Consider the following 21906-nt stretch of genomic DNA (forward strand, 5'->3'; position numbering starts at 1 on the left):
CCGGCCAGCCTATCGATCGTGCCTCAGACCGGCCGCTCGATGTCCCGGTCCCAGGGCACCGTCCACCCGGCCGCGTCGAACAGGCCGTCGAGCACCATCGCCGTGAAGCCCCAGACCACTGTCCCGTCGACCTCGAACGCCGGGGCGCGGAAGACCCGGTCGCCGTACCGGCGCACCGACGTGTACCGGTGGGCGGGATCGAGGAGACGCGCGACCGGCATCCGGAAGACCTCCACGGTCTCCGCGTGGTCCACCGCCGCCACGGTGGAGGGGTGCCGCCACCAGCCGAGCACGGGCGAGACCCGATGGTTGCTCGCGATGAGGGGGAGCTCGGGAAGCACGGCCAGCACCTCCACGCCGGACGGGTCAAGGCCCGTCTCCTCCTCCGCCTCGCGCAGCGCGGTCGCGGCGACGTCCGCATCCTCCGGCTCGGCCTTGCCGCCGGGGAACGACACCTGGCCCGGATGGGTGGAGAGGGTCGTGGCGCGCTTCTGCAGGAGCACGTCCAGGTCGCGCGCGACGGCGGCGTCGGGCGGTGCCAGCACATCGTCGAGCACGCCGAAGAGCATGAGGACGGCCGCTGGACGAGGGGCGGCGTCGGGGGGAGACGCGGGCAGGAGCGAGGCCCATGCCGGCGACGTCGCGGCGGAGAGCAGGTCGGCGCGGGCTCCGGTGGCGGGGGAGGTGGCGTCGGACATGTCCCCAGCGTAGGCGCGGTCCGGGATCCGTTCTCCGTATCCTCCGTTCTCGGTATCCGGCGTTCCCGTATCTCGGGAGGAGATCCGCGCGCGTCCCGCGCCTAGGCTTGGGGGCATGGCGACGAGGATCGACACGGTGGCGGGGCGCGAGGCCCTGGCCGAGGTCACGGCCGCCCTCGCCGACGGCGTGAAGCCGGCGCGTGCGCCCTACGCCACGGCGGTCCGCTACCTGCTGCAGCTCCTCGACGAGAAGGCGCCGGGGAACAGCGTCGAGGTGCGGGTCCCCCCGTTCGGCGCCGTGCAGGTGGTGCAGGGGCCGAGGCACACCCGTGGGACGCCGCCGAACGTCGTGGAGACGGATCCGGCCACCTGGATCGCCATCGCCACCGGATCCCTGTCCTGGGCCGAGGCGATGGGCACCGGGCGCATCCACGCCTCCGGCACCCGCGCCGACCTCGACGACCTGCTCCCGCTGCGCCCCTGATGTCGGATGATCGCACCGATGTCGGACGAAACTCCCGGATCGGGCCGACAGAAGTGGATCGGGCCGACCGTGTGAAGAGGGCGTGGGAGAATGGGGGCATGAGCAGCGAGCCCCGCACCGTCCGCGACGAGTCCGTCGAGGCCCGGGTGCGGCGTGCGCCGCGCTGGGGCGTGTTCCTCGGCGCCGGCGTCGTGCTCGGCGTGATCGCCGCCGTCGTCCTCGCCGCGGTCGGCAGCAATGAGCCGTCCGAGGCGCTGGGCGTCGTCTACCCGGTCGGCCAGGTGTTCGGGTTCCTGCTGCTGTGGACGGTGCCGGCGGGCGTCGCCCTCGGCGGGCTCGTCGCGCTGATCCTGGACCGGGCCACCCGCCGCACCGAGCGGACCGTCCGCGTCGAGCACGAGACCGTCACGGAGTAGCCCCGAGCCGGATCTCGAAGCTCAGGCGAGCTCGGCGATCACGGGTCGGATCGCGGTGTCGAAGGCGACCACGTCGCGGCGCAGGCCGTCGGTGACGGCGACGCTCAGCGCCCCGATCCACCAGATGCCGCGCTGGGCCAGCGGCAGCACGTGCACGTTGAGCTCGAACGAGTGCGCACGACGACCGACCTCCCGCTCGAACTCGGCGATCGCCCCGGCGTATGCGCGGTAGGCGTCGCTGCCTCCGGTGATCGATCGGGCGTAGCCGGCCTGCACCTCCTTGGCGTAGGCGACGGCCGATCCCGCATGCGGGAGGATCGCTGCGCGCAGCTCCTCCGCGCCGTCGACGGGAAGGGCGACGAGCGTGTCGAACCCGTCGACCAGCTCAAGGGGGCCGCCGGCCGGATGCGCGACCGGCTCGACGGTCATCTCCCAGTACGCCAGCCATTGCCGTTCCAGGGCCTCGCTCGCCTCGGGGGCGTCCGGCCCGCGCAGCTCGCGGTCGCGCAGGGCGGGGAGATCGATGGGCTCGCGGATGCCCAGCGCCTGCCGCAGGGCGAGCGCGACGAGCACCGGCACCCCGGCGTCCTCGCGCACGAGCCACTGCGGCTTGTCGCTCATGGCCCCATCGTACGGATGCCGCGCTCCGCACACACGCGACCATCCACAGCCGTGGCCCGACCGTCCCGGGTGGACAGCCGCAGGGACCGTACCGCGGAGGCGACGCGCCGGAGGCGACGGTAGGGTGGAGGCGTGTCGTCCCACACCTATGCCGCGGCCGGCGTCGATACGGCCGCCGGCGATCGCGCCGTCGAACTCATGAAATCCGCCGTGCGCGCGACGCACGGCCCCGAGGTCACCGGAGGGGTCGGCGGGTTCGCCGGTCTCTTCGACGCCTCGGCGCTCCTCGGCTACACGCGCCCGCTGCTGGCCACCAGCACCGACGGCGTCGGCACCAAGGTCGCGATCGCGCAGGCCATCGACAAGCACGACACGATCGGGCACGACCTGGTCGGCATGGTCGTCGACGACATCGTCGTGGTCGGGGCAAAGCCCCTCTTCATGACCGACTACATCGCGTGCGGCAAGGTCTTCCCGGAGCGGATCGCCGACATCGTTCGCGGGATCGCCGAGGCGTGCACGCTCACCGGCACCTCCCTCGTCGGCGGGGAGACGGCCGAGCACCCGGGTCTGCTGGGGCTCAACGACTACGACGTCGCGGGGGCGGCGACCGGCGTCGTCGAGGCCGATCGGATGCTCGGCGCCGAGCGGGTCAGGGACGGCGACGTCGTCCTCGCCCTCGCGTCCAGCGGCCTGCACTCGAACGGCTACTCTCTCGTGCGGCACATCATCGCGAACGCGGGGATCGGCTACGGCGACCGGGCGGCCGACCTCGGCGGGACCTGGGGCGAGGCGCTGCTGACGCCCACGCGCCTGTACACCGCACCGCTGCTCGGGATCGCCGACACGTTCGGCCCCGCGCTCCACGCCCTCAGCCACGTCACCGGCGGCGGCATCGCCGCCAACCTCGCCCGTGTCCTGCCGCAGGGCAGCTGGGCCGAGGTCGACCGCGCGACCTGGTCGCCCGCCCCGGTGTTCCGGGTGCTGAGCGACATCGCGGGAACCTCGCTCGAATCGAGCGAGGGCACCTGGAACCTCGGGATCGGATTCCTCGCCGTCGTCGACGCGGGCTCCGCCTCCGACATCGCCTCGACGCTCACCGCGTCCGGCATCGACACCTGGCAGGTCGCGACCGTGCGCACGGATGCTCGGCCCGACGGCGACTTCGAGCAGGGGGCGAAGGGCGTCGACGGGGGAGCCGTGCGTCTCGTGGGCGCATATCGAGAAGGCGAGAAGAACTAACCCCCTATGTGCGGCATCGTCGGAATGGTCGGGAACGGCCCGATCAACCAGGACATCTACGACGCCCTCCTCCTGCTGCAGCACCGCGGCCAGGATGCGACGGGAATCGCGACGGCAGAGCCCGGCGGGGTCATGCACATGGCGAAGGCCAGCGGCATGGTGCGGGAGGCCTTCCGAACCCGCGACATGCGCGCCCTCCTCGGCAACGTCGGCCTCGGGCATGTGCGCTACGCCACGAAGGGCACCGCGTCGAGCGAGGAGGAGGCCCAGCCGTTCTACGTGAACGCGCCGTACGGCATCATCCTCATCCACAACGGCAACCTCACCAACACGCGTGAGCTCACCGCCGAGATGGCGGAGCGCGACCGCAGGCACCTGAACTCCTCCAGCGACACCGAGCTGCTCCTGAACGTGCTCGCCCATGAGCTGCAGACGACGACGTCGGCGATCGACCTCGATCCGGAGCGGATCTTCGAGGCCGTCGCCCGCACGCACGAGCGGATCGAGGGCGCCTACGCGGTCATCGCGATCATCTCCGGGCACGGCCTCCTCGCCTTCCGCGACCCGTTCGGCATCCGCCCGCTGATCCTCGGACGCCGCACGGCGCAGGGCGGCGACGGCCGAGACGAGTGGGTCGTGGCGAGCGAGTCGCTCGTGCTGGAGAACGCGGACTACGAGGTGGTGCGCGAGGTGGAGCCGGGCGAGGCGGTGTTCATCACGAACGACGGCGAGCTGTTCACGCGGCAGTGCGCGGCCGATCCGAAGCTCATCCCCTGCGCGTTCGAGTACGTGTACCTGGCCCGTCCCGACTCGGTGATGAACGGCGTCTCGGTGTACGAGTCCCGGCTGCGGATGGGCGACCGCCTCGCCGACACGATCGCCGCGCACGTGCCGCTGGACCAGATCGACGTCGTCATGCCGATTCCCGACTCCTCGCGTCCTGCGGCGATGGAGGTCGCGCGCAAGCTCGGCATCGAGTACCGCGAGGGCTTCTACAAGAACCGCTACGTCGGGCGGACCTTCATCATGCCGGGGCAGGCGGTGCGCAAGAAGAGCGTGCGGCAGAAGCTGAACGCCATGTCGGCGGAGTTCGCGGGCAAGAACGTCCTCCTCATCGACGACTCGATCGTCCGCGGCACGACCAGCCAGCAGATCATCCAGATGGCGCGGGACGCCGGCGCCGCCTCCGTGATCTTCGCCTCGGCGGCGCCGCCGATCCGGCACCCGCACGTCTACGGGATCAACATGCCGTCCCGCCATGAGCTCGTCGCCTACGGGCGGACGATCCCCGAGATCGCCGAGGAGCTCGGCTGCGACCGGATCGTGTACCAGGAGGTCGAGGACCTCAAGGCCGCGATCATCGAGGGCTCCGACCTCACCGACCTCGACATGAGCTGCTTCGACGGGCGGTACGTGACGGGCACCGTCACCGAGGAGTACCTCTCCTGGCTCGAAGGGTCACAGACCTCGTGACGACGACGCGGCCGCTGTGGCAGGGGCGGGCGCTCGCCGTGCTCGGGATCCTGCTCTGCGCGTTCTCCCTGCGCTCGGCGGTCGCGTCGCTGTCCCCGGTGATCGATCACATCTCCGTCGACTTCGTGCTCTCGCCGGCGGTGATCGGTCTCATCGGCACGGCGCCGCCCGTGTGCTTCGCGGTGTTCGGGCTGCTCACGCCGTTCCTCGAGAGGCGCTTCGGGCTGGAGCGGCTGGCCGTCGTCGCCCTCGCCGCGGTCGCCGTCGGGCTGGTGCTCCGCGGCCTGTCGATCGACTCGGTCACCCTGCTCCTCACCACCGCGCTGATCTTCGCCGGCGTCGGGACCGGCAACATCCTGCTCCCGCCGCTGGTCAAGAAGTACTTCCCCGACCGCCTCGGCACCATGATGACGCTGTACACGACGGCGATGGCGTGCTCGACCTTCCTGCCTCCGCTGCTGGCGGTCCCCGTGGCGGACGCGGCGGGGTGGCGGTTCTCGCTCGCGCTCTGGGGAGTGTTCGCGGCGGCCGGCGTCGTCCCCTGGCTGATCCTGCTGGTGCAGGAGCGGACCGGGAAGTCGGTCCCCGTGGTCGTGGAGCCGCCCGCGCTCGTCCGTCCGCCTGCCGCGGACTTCGAGGAGGCGGCGAGCGTGTCCACCGGGCCGATCGTGGTCGCCCCGGCCGACTCGCGGAGCTTCTCCCGGGTGATCAGGATCCCGCTGTCCTGGGCGCTCGCGGTCGTATTCGGGACATCATCGACGATGGCCTACGTGACCTTCGCGTGGCTGCCGTCGATCCTCGTGGACCACGTGGGCGTCAGCCCCTCGTCCGCCGGTCTCCTGCTCTCCCTGTTCGCGTTCGTCGGGCTGCCGTCCTCGCTGCTGGTGCCCATCCTCGTCGTCCGGTTCCAGGCCACGCGCCCGCTGTACTTCATCGGGGCGCTCGGCGGACTGGTGGGACTCCTCGGGCTCCTGCTCGTCCCAGACCCCGCGATCGTCTGGCTGTGGGTCTGTCTGTACGGCCTGGTCGGCGCGCTGTTCCCGCTGAGCCTCGTGCTGATCAGCATCCGTGCGCGCACGCCGGAGAGCGCGGTGGCGCTCAGCGGCTTCGTGCAGAGCGTCGGATACACGCTCGCCGCGGTCTTCCCGATCCTCATCGGCGTGCTGCACGAGACGACGGGCGGATGGCAGGTGCCCTTGATCGTGGTCGCCGCGGTGATCGTCGCCTCGATCCCCGCGGGGCTCCTCGCCGGGCGCCGTCGCACGGTCGAGGACGAGTGGGAGCAGCGGCACGGCCGCTGGTGACCCCGCGTCGCCCCTCCCGTCCTCCCGCCTCGCGCTGCCCTTTCCTGCGCTTCTCCTCTCGCGCTGCCCTTTCCTGTCCTGCGCTGCCCTTCTCCTCTCGCGCTGTCTATTTCTGTCGCGCTGTCGTTCCCTGCTCGCGCTGCGCATTTTTCGGTAGCGCGAACAGGAATCGACAGCGCAGGCGCGGGTGCGTGCAGGATTCAGCAGCGCGAACCGATGGCTCAGGGCGGTGCAGGGGAGGGCGGCGCAGGACGGGGCGGGACGGTCGAGGCACAGCGCCTGCGGCGCGGACGACGAAGGCCCTGTCCGACGGAGCACGGGGCTCGTCGGACAGGGCCGGAGTCTGAGACGGGGTCAGGCTCTCTCGAGCTTGTCCTCGTCTTCGTCGGCGTACTGATCAGCCCACTTGTCGACGTAGGCGTCCTCGTCGTTCGCGTGTCCGAGCTCGCGCTCCAGTGCCGAGTAGTTCACTTCGGGACTGTATGCCTTGAGCTCACGGGCGATCTTCGTGTGCTTCGCCTTCTGACGGCCACGGCCCATGCGCGAGACCCCCTTACTGTAAGCAAACCGGGCAGATCACCGCCCGGTGTTTATTCACGGCACCGGCTCGCGGCCGGTAAGAGTAGCATTCAGGATAGCACGCGGGCCATCTGCCCCGGCTCGCGCTCCGGCAGCGAAGGGAATGAAAGACGTGGACGACAACGCCCCCTCTCCGGTCGATGACGAGGTCCAGAACGCGCAGTTGCAGAAGGCCGTGATCGTCGCCGTGCTCCCCGACCAGCCCGCCAGGGTGCTGTCCGTCGCGGTGCAGTACGCGCAGCTGCTGAACGCTCCGCTCGTCGTGGTCCACGTCGATGTGACACGGTTCGTGACCTATGAGGATCCGGACGGCTACGTGCACTCCGCGCCGCTCGATCTGAACATCGACTCGGGTGCGGCGGAGTTCGAAGGGGTGCGGCGCACGGCGGCGGAGGCGCTGGCGGGAACCGGCCTCACCTGGACCGCGCGCCAGCTGGTGGGCGATCCGGCGCTCGCCGTCAAGCAGCTCGCCGGCAAGCTCGACGCCCAGCTCGTGGTCGTGGGCACCCGCAAGCGGGGGCTCGGCGAGTCGATCCGCGAGTTCTTCACCGGGTCCGTCGCCGCGAGGCTCTCGCACCGTCAGTCCCGCCCGGTCCTCGTCGTGCCGCTGGAGGAGCCGGTCCCGGACGATCAGGACATCTGGACCGAGTAGCGCGAGCGGCCGGAGCAGTGCCCGGTCAGTGGTAGCGGATCAGGGTGCTCGTCCGGCGCGGATCGGTGGCGGAGGAGAGGGGCGACGGCTCAGCCATCCCCACCCCGACACTGCTCCCGTCCCTGACCCCACTTCCATCCCCGACGCCGACCCCGCTCCCGGCGGCGGCCTGAGCCGGGGCGCCGGGAACGGAATCGTGCTGCGGATCCGCGCAGGCGGACGCGGGCGCGCTGGTCATCGTCCGCTCCGCGGGAGGGCGTCGAGGGCGGTGATGAGCGCATGGGCGGCGGAGTCCAGGGCGTCGTCGAGGTCGTTGACCACCGTCGACGGCAGCTCCCCGCCCTTCGCGACGTGCGTGCGCAGGTCGGTCCGGACCCGGGCGCGGAAGGCGTTGATGCTCGCGTCCGCCCGCTGCAGCTGCTCGCGGCTGGAGACCCTCGCGTCGTCCCGAGGGGGGCGGGGGCGGCTCTTGGCCGCGATGCGCTCGGACTGGGCCGCGCTCGCAAGGTCCGCCCGCAGGCTCTTCATGGCCTCCTGCACGCTCTGGCGCACCTCGTTCGCGATCAGGCGGACCGAGTCGGCGAGGCCGGCCTCGATTCCGGCCAGGTCGTTCTCGCGGGAGGCGAGCTCGACGCGTCCGGCGTCCGTGATCGCGTAGATCGTGGTGCGTCCGTCGGCCGTCTTGGTCACCAGCCCCTCCTCCTCGAGCTTGGCGAGGCGAGGATAGATCGTGCCCGCGCTCGGGGTGTAGGTCCCGCCGGTGCGATCGGTGAGGGCCTGGATGATGCCGTAGCCGTGCTGCGGGGACTCCGCGAGGAGCGCCAGGAGGTAGAGGCGCAGATCGCCGTGGGAGAAGACCGCGGGGCTCACAGCAGGTCCTCGCCATCGGAGGTGAAGGCCACCGGGTCCTCCGCCGCGCCGCGGCGCAGGACGGTGATGTCGCCGGAGACGGAGTTGGACCGGATGTCGACGAAGCTGCCGGCGAGCTCGCCGGACCGGCCGGTGAAGTTGCTCGGGCCGGAGGCGCCGCGGTCGAGGCCGTCGATGCGCAGGCGACCGCTGAGGGTGCGCATCACGTAGTTGGCCGGGAGGCCGACGTCCAGGCGCACCGTGCTGTTGCCGGAGACCGTGTTCAGCGCGATCGTGTTCACGGCGCCGGTGGCGTCGACGACCATCGATCCCGAGACCGTGTCGATCGTCGCCTTGCGGAGCTCGCCGGTGAGGGCGACGTCGCCGGAGACGCTGTTCGCGAGCACCGCACCCGCCACGCCGCGCACCTGCACATCGCCGGAGACGGAGTTGAGGGCGAGGTCTCCGGCGTGGGTGTCGACGATGATGTCGCCGGACACGGTGCTGAGCCGCGCCTCGGTCGTGAGCCCGGAGATCAGCGCGCCGGCGCTGACGACGCCGAGGGTGAGGGCGATGTCGCGGGGCACCGCGACGCTGACCTCGGCCTTCGGGCCGCCGGAACCGAAGTTGCGGAACACCTCGAGGAAGTTGTCCCAGCCCAGCTGGGGGTGGTCGATCTCGATCTGCGTGCCGTCGGACTCGATGCGCAGGTCCTTGACGGTGACGCCGTGCACCTCGATGCGGATGCCCGGTTCGTCGTGCGCGATGATGTCGACCTGTCCGCCGACGAGGCCGACCTTGAGGCGGGAGGCGCTCTCGATATCGATGACGCGTTCCTCGCCGGGGGCGATGAGCCACTTCTCGGTCATTGTCTCTCCTTGTGTGTGAAGCCTTCGACGCGATCACGATATATCGCGTGTTGAGAGCGTAACACGATATATCGCGTCTTTGTCAAGGAGCGGGTCGCGGAAGTGTCGAGGACGCGATCAAAAAAGGCGGGCGGCCCGCTGAAGAGCGAGCCACCCGCCGGGGAGGATGACGAGGACGGATCAGGGATTCGTCGTCGCGGACTGGTCGTTGCTGGTGTCCCGGTCGCCGACCCAGTCGCCCTGGAAACGGGCGTAGGAGGAACCGGGGAAGTCGGTCACCGGGGTCGGGGAGAGGTCGTGCTCGAACGTGACGACGAGCGTGGAGCCCGCGGCGATCCCCTCGTTCACATCGAAGTAGACCTGCGAGCCGGAACGGCTCTGGAGCGTCACCGCGCCGGGGCGCGCGACGCCGTCGATCGTCGCCGAGGCGACGCGGATGTCGGCGATGGCGGAATCGGGCACGGTGAGGGTGATGACGCCGCTCGGGGCGATGTCGCCGGGGGCGAGGGCCTGGACCGTGGCCGTCTCGATCACCTGCCAGGTCGACCCTCCGGGGAGCGGGTAGTCGACGAAGGTGGCGCTGACCGCGGCGTCGTAGGTCGTGATGTACCGGGCGACCGGCGAAGACCGATTGTTCGCGGTGTCGGGATCGGTGGCGGCGGGGGTGAGGACGAGGGTGGGAACCACCACGTCCTCCACCCAGACCACGTCGCGGGTGCCCCAGGTGGCATCGATCACGAGGTCGGATCCGTCGACCGGGATCTCCGCGGGAATCGTGAAGACGACGGATGTGGTGTTGCCGGAGACGACCGGAGCCGCGGCTGGGACGGCGAGTCCGGCGATGCTGAGGGCCGGGTCGCCGAGATACCGGTTGTCGAAGGAGATGGTGAGCGTGGTGCCCGCGGGGGTGGGCTGCGCGCCGGTCGCCCGGAGCTTGATCGTGTGCGGGGCGCTCGTCTCAAGCCACTGCGTGTTGTCGGGGCTGTGCGCCCATTCGAGGTCGCCTCCCACCTCGATGAAGGAGACGTCGTTGCCGGTGCTGGCGGATGCCGCGGGGACGGCGACGGCGACGGCGACGGCCGGTGCCGTCCAGGCCGCGGCCTTGAGGATGGTGCGGCGGCGGATGCCGGGCGCGACGGATGTGGTCTGGGTGTTCATTGGGGGCCCCTCCGTGGGTCGTCTGCACAACCACCTTAGGGGGAATGTCGCAATTCGCATGCTCCCGTTCGCAAATGTTGCCATCGGTGACGTGGGCGCACACCTCCGTCGCGCGTTCCGCTCCCGTCGCGCGTGCGTTCCGCTCCCGTCGCGAATTCGGCCGTCCGATGGCGGTCTCGACGGCACTTTTCGCGACCGGAACGCCAGAGAGGAGAGGGTGGGCGCCCGGAACGCGCGGGTCTAGAGTGGCGGACGTGAGTTCCCCGGTCGCGCGCATCGCCCTCGTGGCCGCGGGCGGCACGATCGGCACGGCCGCCCGTCTCGCGCTCGGCGCGCTGATCCCTGATATCGCGGGTGTCCCGCTGGCGACCTTGACCGCGAACATCGCCGGATCCCTCCTCCTCGGCCTCCTCGCCGCGCGCCTGCCGGGCTCGTCGGCCTGGCGCCTCCTCCTCGGCACCGGCGTGCTCGGCGGGTTCACCACCTACAGCGCGTTCACGGTCGGATCCGTGACGCTCTGGCACGCGGCCCCCGCGCTCGCCGCGGCCTATGCGATCGGCAGCCTGGTGCTCGGGATCGCCGCCGCCTCCCTGGGGCTGCGTCTCGGGCGTCCGCGAGGAGAGTCGGCATGAGCCCGCTCGTCTTCCTCCTCGCCGCGCTCGCGGGCGGACTCGGTGCGGCGGTGCGCTATCTCGTGGACCTCGGCGTCGCGCGTCTCGTCGGCTCCCGCTTCCCGTGGGGCGTTCTTGTCATCAACGTGACCGGATCCTTCGCCCTGGGCTGGGTCACCGGCGCGCTGCCGGACGCCGCGTTCATCGTCGGCGCCGGGTTCCTGGGCGGCTACACGACCTTCAGCACCGCGATGCTCGACGTCGTGGCGCTCTGGCGCGACGGCGCCCGTCGGGCATCGGCCCTCAACGCGATCGGAATGCTCCTCGCCGCCGTCATCGCCGCCGTCGCCGGGCTCGCCCTCGGCGCAGCCTCCTGACGCTCGCGCCCCGGTCGCCCTCGTCGGCTCGCGTTCGTCGGCCCGGTCGCGCTCGCGCCGTCCGTTCCCGTCGCGATTTCTGCCGCTCCGGGCCGATTTCTGCGGCACATTTCGCGACGGGAGCGAAAAGTCCGGGTCGGAATGAGCTCGGGTCGGACGGGTCCGGACCGGGTGAGGTCCGAGGTCGGACGGGTCGGAGGTTTTGGACGGGGTCGGGTCGGACGAGGCCGGGTCGGATGGGATCGGAGGTCGGACGGGTCCGGGCCGGGTCCGGACCGGGCGAGGCGGGTAGGACGGGCCGGCGAGGCCGGAGGGCGAGGGCGGCGCAGGACCGGGCGAGGGCAGACGAGGCCGAGACAGGGCCGGGCCGGGCCGGAACAGGCCGGAGCGGGCCGGGTCAGGGGCGGAGCGCGGGGCCCCGGCGGGGCGAGAAGCGCGCGAGGAGGAAGGAGAGCACGAGGGCGGCGAGGATGCCGATGACCGGCGGGATGCCGATCCCGAGCTCTCCCGAGATCCAGGCGAGCGCGCAGGCGACGGCGTAGACGCCCAGGTTCACGAGGTTCACCGCGGGCAGCGCCTCGCCCTCGGGCATCTGCGTCCTCCGCCAGCGGGCGAGGTAGTCGCCCACGATCACGCCGCCGAGCGGGGGGATGAAGGTGCCGAGCAGGCCGAGGTACTGCGGCAGGTGCTCATGCACGCCGAGGAGGGCCAGCACGGTGCCGATCACCGATCCGCCGATGACGAAGGGGATCTTGCTCGGCTTCTCGAACAGCTCGGCCCCCGCGACGCCGAAGGCGTAGGCGGTGTCGGCGTTCGACTTCCAGAGGTTGCCGAAGAGGAGGAAGAGCCCCCAGCCGACCAGGCCGAGCTGGTAGAGCACGAGGACGAAGTCGCCCTCGCCGAAGGTGATCGCGCCGATCGCGCCGAAGAAGATCATCAGGCCGTTGCCGATGAGGAACCCCACGAGGCAGGCGATGACGGCCTGCCTGCCGCTGCGTCCGAACCGCGTCCAGTTCGGCGCCTGGGTGCCCGCGGAGACGAAGGTGCCGACGACCGTGGTCACGGCGGCGGCGAGCGACATCGACGCCGTCGGGTGGATGGCGGCGAGCCCCGCCCAGCCGCCCACCTCGTCGAGCGAGCGGAACATCACCCAGAACGCGAGGACGAGGATCAGCGGCGTGGAGACCAGCGAGACCCAGTACATGCCGCGGTAGCCGTAGCAGGCCGTCGCGCACATGAGGGCGCTGACGGCGATCATGATGCCCGCGCGTGCGGGGGCGGACTCCCAGCCGAGGGCCTGGGCGGTGAGGTCGCCGATCGTGCCGATGACGACGCCGTACCAGCCGATCTGCGTTCCGCCGAGCAGGATCGACGCGAGCTTGGATCCGCGGAAGCCCAGGGTGTACCGCGCCATCACGACCGTGGTGAGCCCGGTGCGGGCGCCGATCCAGCCCATCACCGCCACGTAGGCGCCGAGCACGAGGGAGCCGAGGAGGATGATCAGCAGCAGGTCGGACAGGCCGAAGGACTTCCCCAGCGTCGCGCCGGCGAGCATCGTCGGGGTGAACACGGTGAAGCCGAGCAGCACCACCATGAGGGAGAAGAAGCCCTTGCGCGCATGCGCGGGGACGGGCGTGACCGGGTAGTCGGGGTCGATGGGCCTGGCCGTCTGATCGGCCCTCGGCTCCGGTGCGCTCACGCGCGGTGCTCGAGGTCGCTCGCCTCGACGCCGATGTCCTCGGCCCAGAGCTCCGGCCGCTCGGTCATCATCCGGTCCATGAGCGCGATGCACGTCGCGTCGTCGGCGATCACGAGCTCCTTGCCGTTCGAGCGCAGCCACGCCTCGGACTCCTGGAAGCTGCGGTTCTCGCCGATCACGATACGGGGGATCTCGTAGAGGGTCGCCGTGCCCGCGCACATGTAGCAGGGGGAGAGGGTCGTGTAGAGCACGCTCTCCCGATAGACGCTCGCCGGCAGCCGCCCCGCGTTCTCCAGGCAGTCGGTCTCGCCGTGACGGATGACGCTGCCCATCTGCACGCGCTGGTTTCGCCCGACGGCGAGCACCTCGCCGCGGTGCACGAGGGCGGCGCCGATGGGAATCCCGCCCTCGTCCCATCCGATCCGCGCCTGCTCGATCGCGAGGTCGAGGAAGCGGCGATCGTCGTTGCTGAGCTGCATGGCCCCCATCGTATTCGGCGACGGGCCCCGGCTCCGAGCACCGATGCGCTCAGCCCACTCTCAGGCTGCTCACATCCACGCAGATGTACAAACGTACACGTACGGCGTACACGTACGGTCCGGGGCGTATGCGCACGATTCGGACGGGTACGCGTATGGGTCGAGAGGGAGGGCCATGGGGGAGCAGACGCGGGGGCGACGCGACCCGGAGGCGCGCCGTCGTGCCATGGTCACCGCCGCCGCCGAGCTCATCAGCGAGGTCGGCGTCGATGCGGTCACGCACCGGATGGTCGCCGCCCGCGCCGCCGTTCCGCTCGGCTCGACCACGCAGTACTTCGCCACGCTCGACGACCTGCGCGCGGCCGGCCTGCAGCACCTCGCGGCCGACATCGACGCCAGGATCGACGGGCTCCACGAGGTCCTCACCGCACGGGGCGTCAGCGCTGCAACGCTCGCCGCGCTGATCTCGCAGGGGCTCACCGACGCGCAGGCGGTGAAGGCCGACCGCGCCGTGGTCACCGCGGCCGTCAACGATCCGCGCCTGCAGGAGCTCGCCCGCCACTGGTGGGAGCGCATGGCGTCCTTCCTCGAGCCGACCTGCGGGCGGGAGCGTGCAGCGCTCGCCGCGATCTTCACCGACGGCGTCCTCTGGCATTCGCTCGCCGGCCGCGTCCCCGTCGACCGCTCGCTGATCGAGAGCGGGTTCGCCGCGATCCTCGGCGAGCCCTCCCCGTCCTTCTCCGACCGTCCCGCCACGTCCTGACCCGAGAGAGCAACCGTGTCCAAGCTCGCTGTCCTCAGTCTCCGCAACCGTGCCCTCATCGCCCTCATCACGATCGTCGCCGCGATCTTCGGCGGCATCACCCTGACGAGCCTCAAGCAGGAGCTGATCCCGTCGATCGAGTTCCCGCAGCTCGCGATCGTGGCGACCTACCCCGGCGCCTCTCCCGAGGTCGTCGAGAACGACGTCTCGACGCCGGTCGAGACCGCGATCCAGGGCGTGCCCGGCCTTGACTCCTCCACCGCGACGAGCACGACGAACGCCTCGGTGATCCAGGCGTCCTTCGCATACGGGACCAACCTCGCCACCGCCGAGCAGAAGATCACGCAGGCGATCGGCCGCATCAAGGCGCAGCTCCCCGAGGGGGTGGACCCCCAGGTGATCGCCGCGAGCATCGACGACTTCCCGGTCATCCAGATCGCGGTCACCGGCTTCGACGACCCGGCCGCGGCGCAGGAGCGCATCACCAAGACCGTCATCCCGAAGATCGAGGACCTCGCCGGGGTGAACGCCGCCTCGCTCGTCGGCGGACAGGGCAAGCGGATCACGATCACGCCGGACCAGGCGGCGCTCGCGCGCGCGGGGACCTCGCCGCAGGCGATCCGGGACGCGCTGCAGCAGAACGGCGTGCTCTTCCCCGGCGGCTCTGTTACGCAGGGCGACCAGACCCTCACGGTGCAGACCGGTGCGAAGCTCGTATCCGTCGAGCAGATCGCCGCGCTGCCGCTCGCGGGCACCGGGACGACCCTCGGCGCCGTCGCCAGCGTCGTGCTCGCGGAGGACCCGATCACCTCGATCTCCCGGGTGGACGGCAAGCCCGCGCTCACGATCGCGGTGACCAAGCTCCCCTCGGCGAACACCGTCGACGTGTCCAAGGCCGTCACCGCGCTCGTCCCGACACTGGAGGGCGACCTCGACGGCGCGACGTTCACGACCGTGTTCGACCAGGCGCCGTACGTGCAGCAGTCCATCGAGTCCCTCGCGCAGGAGGGGCTGCTCGGCCTCGGCTTCGCCGTGCTGATCATCCTGCTGTTCCTGCTCTCGGTGCGCTCGACGCTGGTGACCGCGATCTCGATCCCGACGAGCGTCCTCATCACCTTCATCGGCATCCAGGCGTTCGGCTATTCGCTGAACATCCTCACCCTCGGCGCGCTGACGATCGCGATCGGCCGCGTCGTGGACGACTCGATCGTGGTGATCGAGAACATCAAGCGGCACTACGTCGGCGATGCGGACAAGAAGGCGTCGATCCTGCTCGCGGTCCGGGAGGTCGCCGCGGCGATCACCGCGTCCACGGTCACGACCGTCGCGGTGTTCCTCCCGATCGCCTTCGTCGGCGACATGACGGGGGAGCTGTTCCGTCCGTTCGCGATGACCGTGACCATCGCGATGGTGGCGTCGCTGCTCGTCGCGCTCACGATCGTTCCCGTGCTCGCCTACTGGTTCCTGCGACCGGGCAAGCCGGTGCTCGACGAGAACGGCCGCGCGATCGATCCGGAGCACCCCGACGCCCCGCCGTCGAAGCTCCAGAAGGCGTACATCCCGGTCCTCTCCTGGACGCTGCGGCACTCCTGGGTCACGCTCGGCCTCGCCGTGCTCGTGCTCGGCGGCACGCTGGCGGCGGCCCCGCTGATGAAGGTGAACTTCCTCGGGGACTCCGGCCAGAACACCTTCACGATGACGCAGTCGCTGGGCGAGGCGCCGAGCCTGACCGCGGAGGACGCGGCCGCCCAGAAGGTCGAGGAGGTCGTCAAGGACGTCAAGGGCGTCAAGACCGTGCAGGTCTCGATCGGGTCGAGCGGCTCCTCGCTGCGCGATGCGTTCAGCGGCGGCAGCTCCGGCGTCACCTACTCGATCACGACGGAGCCGAGCGCTGACCAGGAGAAGGTCCGCGCCGACGTGCAGAAGGCCGTCGCGGATCTGAAGGACGTGGGGGAGCTCACGATCGCGACGGGCGGCGGCTTCGCCTCCTCCGACATCCAGGTCGAGGTCACCGCGTCGGATGCGAAGACGCTCACGGAGGCCACCGACGCGGTCGCCGCCGAGTTGAAGAAGTCCTCGGCCATCAGCCAGGTCTCCAGCAACCTGTCGGCATCCCTGCCCTACGTCGCCGTCGAGGTCGACCGCGCGGCGGCCGCCGCCCGCGGGCTGTCCGAGGTCGCGGTGGGCGGGATCGTCTCGCAGGCCATGCGCCCGCAGCAGGCGGGCACGGTGGAGATCGACGGCTCCTCGCTCACGGTGTACCTCCAGAGCGCGAACCCGCCGACCACGGTCGAGCAGCTCAGGGCCCTCACGATCCCGAGCGCCCTCGGCCTCATCCGTCTCGACGAGATCGCGAGCGTGCAGGAGAGCGAGAGCCCGGCCTCGATCACCACCCAGCGCGGCCAGCGCACGGCGACGGTCACGGTGACCCCGAAGGGCGACGACCTCAACAGCGCCTCCGCCGCGGTCACCACCGCGCTGAAGGACGCGAAGCTCCCGTCGGGGGCCGACGCCTCGCTCGGCGGCGTCCTCACCCAGCAGCAGGACGCGTTCTCCCAGCTGGGGCTGGCGATGCTGGCGGCGATCCTGATCGTCTACATCGTGATGGTGGCGACCTTCCGGTCGCTGCGCCAGCCGCTGCTGCTGCTCGTCTCGGTGCCGTTCGCGGCGACGGGCGCGATCCTGCTCCAGATCATCACCGGGGTGCCGCTCGGCGTGGCCTCCCTCATCGGTGTGCTCATGCTCATCGGCATCGTGGTGACCAACGCGATCGTCCTCGTCGATCTGGTGAATCAGTATCGGGAGAAGGGGATGGATGCGCACGATGCGACGCTCGCGGGATCCGCGCGCCGTCTCCGTCCGATCCTCATGACGGCCCTCGCGACGATCTTCGCGCTGACGCCGATGGCGCTCGGGATCACCGGGCACGGCGGGTTCATCTCCCAGCCGCTCGCGATCGTCGTGATCGGCGGACTGGTGTCCTCCACCATCCTGACGCTGCTGGTGCTGCCGACGCTGTACAACCTCGTCGAGGGGGCGAGGGACCGCCGCCGCGCTCGTCGTGCGCCCGAGTCCGGACAGGGCGGTGCTGCAGGGCCGGACGGTGGTCCCGATGGTGGTCCCGACGGTGGCGGTGCGGGTGATGCCGGTGCCGGTGCTGGTTCAGGTACTGCTGGTGCTGGTGCTGCGGGTGTCGCCGTGCACGACGCGGACGCCGCCGCGCACGATGCGGACGCCGCGCACGCGCTGACCCGCCGTGAGCTGCGCGGGCGCGTTGCCCCGGCGGCGGGCGACGCCGACTGACAGGATCACTTCTGTCGGACTGTTGCGATCCTGTCGGCCTCCCGGGTGTTTCCTGGCCGACAGGATTGCAATGGTCCGACGAGATGGAGGCATGAGTGGAGACGACCAGGATCGTCGCCTGGGCGCGAGAGCTCCGCGAGGTGCACGCGCGCCTGCGCGCCGCACTGCGCGTCACCCAGGAGGCCCTGCTCGCCGGGGACTCGGGTGCAGGCGCGGGCGCGAGTTCAGGCGTGGGCACGGGCGCAGGCACGGATTCAGGTGCGGATGCGTCGATGCGTGATCTGCTGCTGTACTGCCACGGCTTCTGCACGGCGCTCGACGGGCACCACCGGGCGGAGGACGGGCGTCTCTTCCCGGCGCTCGAGGCCGCGCATCCGGATCTCGCGCCGACGCTGCGCGCGTTGGAGCAGGACCACTCGATGATCGCGCATCTGCTCGGAGGCCTGCGTGGTGCGGTGGATCGCGTCGCGGGCCCTGAGGAGCTCGGCCGTCATGTCGAGGGCGTCGCGGCGATCATGGAGAGCCATTTCCGCTACGAGGAGCGCATGCTGCTCGAGGTCCTCGGGACGCTCGATCTCGACGCTTCCGCCGAAGAGGCGCTCGGGTCGTTCTGATCCGTCCCGGCGCTCCTCGGATCGGACGTCAGGCGGCGAGAAGTCAGGCGGAGAAGGAGACCCCCCACTCCAGCGTCCAGGTCTCGTCCGTCGCGAGCCGGCGAAGCCCTCGCCCGGAGTTGAAGGCCTCCGCGGGCGCCGTCATCGGCTCGATCGCCACGGCGAGGCTCTGCCCGGGGTAGCGGTCGGTCGTGAAGGCCTGGATGAAGTCGAAGCCCTCGCCCTGCCACACCGTGACGGCGCGCCCGTCCGGAGCGGTGAGCGAGGTGCGCACTCGGCCGTCCGCGTCTCTGCGGAGGGTGGCGAAGCCGGTGTCGAGCCGGAGGTCGCCGAGGCGGCGCCCTCCGCGCAGGTCGGTCCCGTCGGACACCGGCGACTCGCCGACGGGGAGCAGCCGGTCATCGGTCTCGAAGTACGTCTCCGCGGGGAGGCGCAGGACGAGATCCGCCGGATCCGTGTCGCCGATCGTGACGAACGGGTGGGTCCCGAGCGCGACCGGCGCCTCTTCCGCCGTCCGGTTGGTCAGCGTGTGCGTGACCGTGACCCCGTCGTCGCTCAGCGCGTAGGAGACCGAGGTCTCGACGAGGTAGGGATAGCCGGTCTGCGGCACGATGGTCGCCTCAAGCGTGACCGAGGCCTCGTCGGCGCGGGCGACTTCATAGGCCGTGAAGCGCAGGAGGCCGTGGCTGGCGTTGCGCAGGGCCGGCTCCGTGAGGGCGAGGGCGCGCTCGACGTCGCCGTCCTGCCAGCGGCCGTCGCGGATGCGGTTGGGCCACGGTGCCAGCACCACCCCGGAGCACAGCGGCGTCGGATCCTCGTCCGGATAGGGCGGGATGATCGTCGTGTCGCGGACGGTCAGATGACGCAGCGATGCGCCGACCTGAGCGATCTGCGCGGTCGTGTCGCCGTGGCGGAGAAGGAGCTGACGGCCGGTGGGAGAGGTCACACCGCCATCGTACGGCGGCGCCGGTCCGTGGGACAGGACGGAAGCCGCCCCGGAGGCTCTCAGGCGGGTCCGGTATCCTGGGGTCGTCGGCTTCGGGCATCGCGCGCCCCGCTCCCGTTCAGGGGCGAGGACGCGCGTCGTTTCGTTGGAGTGTGAGCCTAGGGGCCGATGGTCACCCACCATCACATGAATGGCCCCGGCCGACGATCGCCCGGGCAGGTCCGGCGCTTCTCGTTGCGCGGACGCCGTTCTCGTGCCGAGAACCCGAAGGACACACCCATGCCCAAGAACCACAAGCCCAAGGGCGGACGCCCGGCGCGCAACTTCGAACCGCGCTACGCGAAGAAGACGCCGTTCCACGATCGCCATGCTCCGCGCCCGGCGGCCGGCCGCGGAGAGTCCTCGGACCGGAACCCGCGCGCCGACTCCTCCTTCGAGTCCCGCGAGCCGCGGTCCGCGTCGTACGATCGGCGCCCCGGCAGCAGGAGCCCGGGCCACCGTGGCCACCGCGCCACGGAGTCCGACGCCGGTGCCGGCGCTCCCAAGCGGCGCTGGACCGCGCAGGAGAGGGCGGGCCGGGATGAGGCCCGTACGATCCGCAACCGTGCGGAGTCGGGTCGCGGCGACGCCCCCCGTTCCCGCGATGAGCGTCCGCGTTTCGATCGTGACGATCGCGCCCGCCGGGACGACCGCGCGCCCTACGGCCGGGATGACCGTGCGCGTCGGGATGACCGCCCGCGTTTCGATCGTGACGATCGTCCGCGCCGCGACGACCGCGCGCCGTACGGGCGTGATGACCGGGCTCGGACGGGTCGGGACGAGCGTCCCCGCTATGACCGTGACGACCGCGCCCGCCGGGATGAGCGTCCCCGGTTCGATCGCGACGCGCGCCAGGGTGCCGGTCGCGACGACCGCCGTCCCGATGCCCGCCGTGACGACCGTCCGCGTTTCGACCGTGACGACCGTGCGCGCCGTGACGACCGCCCCCGTTATGACACCCCCCGTTATGACACCCCGCGTTATGGCAGGGACGACCGGGCTCGGACGGGACGCGATGAGCGTCCGCGCTATGACCGCGACGACCGGGCCAGGACGGGGCGTGATGACCGCCGTTCCGACGACCGGCGTTCCGAGGGACGTCGTCCGGAGGAGCGTCGTGACGAGCGTCCGCGGTTCGACCGCGACGCGCGCCAGGGTGCCGGTCGCGACGACCGCCGCTCCGATGACCGCCGCTCCGAGACGCGTCGGGACGACCGTCCGCGCTTCGAGCGCAACGACCGTCCCCGCACGGACCGTCCCCGCACGGACCGTCCTCGTGTCGATCGGGACGAGCGTCCGCGTCGTGACGACCGCGCCGGATCCGATCGGTTCGGCGCTCGCCGAGACGACCGCACCCGCGAGGACCGCACCCGTGGACGGGACGACCGGCGCGCCGCGCAGAGCCGTCCGAGCCGGGACGACTGGACGCGCACGCCGGCGACGAAGCCTGTGCAGGCTCCCGACGTGGTGCACGAGCGTCTCGAGGCGCAGGCCGTGCAGGCCGCCGAGGTCCAGGGTGTGACCTTCGCCGACCTCGGGATCGGCTCGAACATCACCGAGGTCCTCGTCGGGATGGGCGCCGAGACGCCGTTCCCGATCCAGGCGGCCTCGATCCCGGCCGCGCTCGAGGGACGCGACGTGCTCGCCCGCGGGCGCACCGGTTCCGGCAAGACCATCGCCTTCGGCGCGCCGCTCGTGGAGAGCGTCCTGCGTTCGCAGGCCGGCACGAAGCGTGAGTTCGGACGGGCGCCGAAGGCGATCATCCTCGCCCCGACCCGTGAGCTCGCGCTGCAGATCGACCGGACGATCCAGCCCATCGCACGGAGCGTCGGACTGTTCACCACGCAGATCTACGGCGGTGTCCCGCAGGCGCGCCAGGTGGGTGCGTTGAAGAAGGGCGTCGACATCGTGATCGGCACCCCCGGCCGGATCGAAGACCTCATCCAGCAGGGCAAGCTCGACCTCTCCGGGGCGCGGATCGCCGTGCTGGACGAGGCCGACCACATGTGCGAGCTCGGCTTCGTCGAGCCCGTGCAGCGGATCCTGCGGCGGACCGGTTCCGCGCTGCCCGCGGGGGAGCGGAGCCAGAAGCTGCTGTTCTCGGCGACGCTGGACCGTGAGGTCGCCGCGCTCGTGGACGAGTTCCTCGTGGATCCGGCCGTCTTCGAGGTCGCCGGCGAGACGCAGGACTCGGGGACGATCGACCACCGGGTGCTGGTGATCGACCACCGCGACAAGACCGACATCCTCATCTCGCTCGTGGACCGCGAGGGGAAGACCCTCGTCTTCGCCCGCACCAGGGCCTACGCCGAGACGCTCGCCGAGACGTTCGACGACGCCGGGATCCCCGCGGTCTCGCTGCACGGCGATCTGAACCAGGGGAAGCGCACGCGGAACCTGGCCCGTCTGACCTCGGGCAGGGTCCAGGTGCTCGTCGCGACCGATGTCGCCGCGCGCGGCATCCACGTCGACGACATCGACCTGGTCGTCCAGGCCGACCCGCCGGACGAGTACAAGACCTACATGCACCGCTCCGGGCGGACCGGGCGTGCGGGCCGCGAGGGTCGTGTCGTGACCCTGATCACGCGTCAGCGCAGCCGTCGGATGGGCGAGCTCCTCGACCGTGCCGAGATCGACGCGCCGTTCCAGGAGGCCCGTCCGGGCGACGACCTGATCGACGAGCTCGCCGGTCGGGTGACGCTGGCCGACCTCACGTCCTGACGGACGTCC

The 21906-nt window shown here is 71.1% G+C and carries 22 protein-coding genes; 12 read left to right on the forward strand and 10 right to left on the reverse strand.

The features are described 5' to 3' along the window. Nucleotides 1-23: 23 nt before the first annotated feature. Nucleotides 24-698, reverse strand: coding sequence for an NUDIX hydrolase (locus J2Y69_RS05400; protein WP_310018356.1), 675 nt, complete (start codon nt 696-698; stop codon nt 24-26). Nucleotides 699-813: 115 nt separating this feature from the next. Between J2Y69_RS05400 and J2Y69_RS05405 the strand changes: the two genes are divergently transcribed. Then, nucleotides 814-1182: a sterol carrier family protein gene (locus J2Y69_RS05405; RefSeq protein ID WP_310018359.1), complete on the forward strand. Its 369-nt coding sequence runs from the start codon at nt 814-816 to the stop codon at nt 1180-1182. A 98-nt stretch (nt 1183-1280) separates the two neighbouring features. Beyond that, the gene (locus J2Y69_RS05410; RefSeq protein WP_310018361.1) at nt 1281-1598 is read left to right on the forward strand and encodes a potassium transporter Trk; all 318 of its coding nucleotides are present in this window, start codon (nt 1281-1283) and stop codon (nt 1596-1598) included. A 21-nt stretch (nt 1599-1619) separates the two neighbouring features. Here J2Y69_RS05410 and J2Y69_RS05415 read toward each other — a convergent pair whose 3' ends face one another. Continuing rightward, nucleotides 1620-2219: a zinc-binding alcohol dehydrogenase gene (locus J2Y69_RS05415; protein ID WP_310018363.1), complete on the reverse strand. Its 600-nt coding sequence runs from the start codon at nt 2217-2219 to the stop codon at nt 1620-1622. 132 nt (nt 2220-2351) lie between these two features. Here J2Y69_RS05415 and purM point away from each other — a divergent pair, with 132 nt between their 5' ends. The 3 genes from purM to J2Y69_RS05430 are packed head-to-tail and all read left to right on the forward strand — an operon-like array spanning nt 2352 to nt 6238. Next, nucleotides 2352-3461 carry a phosphoribosylformylglycinamidine cyclo-ligase gene (purM, locus tag J2Y69_RS05420; RefSeq protein WP_310018366.1) on the forward strand — a complete coding sequence of 370 codons (1110 nt, stop codon included), beginning with the start codon at nt 2352-2354 and terminating at the stop codon, nt 3459-3461. Nucleotides 3462-3467: 6 nt separating this feature from the next. Further along, a complete protein-coding gene (gene purF, locus J2Y69_RS05425) occupies nt 3468-4934 on the forward strand; it encodes an amidophosphoribosyltransferase (RefSeq protein WP_310018368.1) in 1467 nt (488 codons plus the stop codon). Further along, nucleotides 4931-6238: an MFS transporter gene (locus J2Y69_RS05430; RefSeq protein ID WP_310018370.1), complete on the forward strand. Its 1308-nt coding sequence runs from the start codon at nt 4931-4933 to the stop codon at nt 6236-6238. Before purF ends, J2Y69_RS05430 begins: the two co-directional genes overlap by 4 nt. A gap of 354 nt (nt 6239-6592) precedes the next feature. Here J2Y69_RS05430 and J2Y69_RS05435 read toward each other — a convergent pair whose 3' ends face one another. Then, the gene (locus tag J2Y69_RS05435) at nt 6593-6778 is read right to left on the reverse strand and encodes a DUF3073 domain-containing protein (protein ID WP_310018372.1); all 186 of its coding nucleotides are present in this window, start codon (nt 6776-6778) and stop codon (nt 6593-6595) included. A 142-nt stretch (nt 6779-6920) separates the two neighbouring features. Here J2Y69_RS05435 and J2Y69_RS05440 point away from each other — a divergent pair, with 142 nt between their 5' ends. Further along, a complete protein-coding gene (locus tag J2Y69_RS05440) occupies nt 6921-7469 on the forward strand; it encodes a universal stress protein (protein ID WP_396653044.1) in 549 nt (182 codons plus the stop codon). Nucleotides 7470-7494: 25 nt separating this feature from the next. Here the strand turns inward: J2Y69_RS05440 and J2Y69_RS05445 are convergent, their stop codons facing one another. The 4 genes from J2Y69_RS05445 to J2Y69_RS05460 form a co-directional block, all read right to left on the reverse strand. Further along, entirely contained in the window at nt 7495-7707 is a 213-nt protein-coding gene (locus J2Y69_RS05445) for a hypothetical protein (protein WP_310018376.1), read from the reverse strand. Continuing rightward, nucleotides 7704-8339: a PadR family transcriptional regulator gene (locus J2Y69_RS05450; protein WP_310018378.1), complete on the reverse strand. Its 636-nt coding sequence runs from the start codon at nt 8337-8339 to the stop codon at nt 7704-7706. The genes J2Y69_RS05445 and J2Y69_RS05450 overlap by 4 nt, the downstream gene beginning before the upstream one ends. Then, the gene (locus J2Y69_RS05455; RefSeq protein WP_310018380.1) at nt 8336-9187 is read right to left on the reverse strand and encodes a DUF4097 family beta strand repeat-containing protein; all 852 of its coding nucleotides are present in this window, start codon (nt 9185-9187) and stop codon (nt 8336-8338) included. Before J2Y69_RS05455 ends, J2Y69_RS05450 begins: the two co-directional genes overlap by 4 nt. 180 nt (nt 9188-9367) lie before the next feature. Beyond that, entirely contained in the window at nt 9368-10345 is a 978-nt protein-coding gene (locus tag J2Y69_RS05460; RefSeq protein ID WP_310018381.1) for a hypothetical protein, read from the reverse strand. 254 nt (nt 10346-10599) lie between these two features. Here J2Y69_RS05460 and J2Y69_RS05465 point away from each other — a divergent pair, with 254 nt between their 5' ends. Then, the gene (locus J2Y69_RS05465) at nt 10600-10977 is read left to right on the forward strand and encodes a fluoride efflux transporter FluC (protein ID WP_310018384.1); all 378 of its coding nucleotides are present in this window, start codon (nt 10600-10602) and stop codon (nt 10975-10977) included. Next, entirely contained in the window at nt 10974-11333 is a 360-nt protein-coding gene (locus tag J2Y69_RS05470; protein ID WP_310018386.1) for a fluoride efflux transporter FluC, read from the forward strand. Before J2Y69_RS05465 ends, J2Y69_RS05470 begins: the two co-directional genes overlap by 4 nt. Before the next feature lie 397 nt (nt 11334-11730). Here J2Y69_RS05470 and codB read toward each other — a convergent pair whose 3' ends face one another. Then, on the reverse strand, nt 11731-13032 hold the full coding sequence (gene codB / locus J2Y69_RS05475) for a cytosine permease (RefSeq protein WP_310018387.1): 1302 nt from the start codon (nt 13030-13032) through the stop codon (nt 11731-11733). Then, on the reverse strand, nt 13029-13511 hold the full coding sequence (locus tag J2Y69_RS05480) for a nucleoside deaminase (RefSeq protein WP_310018389.1): 483 nt from the start codon (nt 13509-13511) through the stop codon (nt 13029-13031). The genes codB and J2Y69_RS05480 overlap by 4 nt, the downstream gene beginning before the upstream one ends. A 175-nt stretch (nt 13512-13686) precedes the next feature. Here J2Y69_RS05480 and J2Y69_RS05485 point away from each other — a divergent pair, with 175 nt between their 5' ends. The 3 genes from J2Y69_RS05485 (at nt 13687) to J2Y69_RS05495 (ending at nt 18191) form a co-directional block, all read left to right on the forward strand. Continuing rightward, complete coding sequence (locus tag J2Y69_RS05485; RefSeq protein ID WP_310018391.1) at nt 13687-14274, forward strand: TetR/AcrR family transcriptional regulator; 588 nt, start codon at nt 13687-13689, stop codon at nt 14272-14274. Between the two features lie 15 nt (nt 14275-14289). Further along, complete coding sequence (locus J2Y69_RS05490) at nt 14290-17577, forward strand: efflux RND transporter permease subunit (protein ID WP_310018393.1); 3288 nt, start codon at nt 14290-14292, stop codon at nt 17575-17577. 95 nt (nt 17578-17672) lie between these two features. Further along, complete coding sequence (locus J2Y69_RS05495) at nt 17673-18191, forward strand: hemerythrin domain-containing protein (RefSeq protein ID WP_310018395.1); 519 nt, start codon at nt 17673-17675, stop codon at nt 18189-18191. Nucleotides 18192-18234: 43 nt separating this feature from the next. Here J2Y69_RS05495 and J2Y69_RS05500 read toward each other — a convergent pair whose 3' ends face one another. Next, entirely contained in the window at nt 18235-19137 is a 903-nt protein-coding gene (locus J2Y69_RS05500) for an aldose 1-epimerase family protein (RefSeq protein ID WP_310018397.1), read from the reverse strand. A gap of 279 nt (nt 19138-19416) precedes the next feature. On the opposite strand from J2Y69_RS05500, the gene J2Y69_RS05505 reads away from it, so the two are divergent. Beyond that, complete coding sequence (locus J2Y69_RS05505) at nt 19417-21897, forward strand: DEAD/DEAH box helicase (RefSeq protein ID WP_310018399.1); 2481 nt, start codon at nt 19417-19419, stop codon at nt 21895-21897. Nucleotides 21898-21906: the final 9 nt, after the last annotated feature.

The organism is Microbacterium resistens, from assembly GCF_031456305.1.
Lineage (GTDB): Bacteria > Actinomycetota > Actinomycetes > Actinomycetales > Microbacteriaceae > Microbacterium > Microbacterium resistens_A.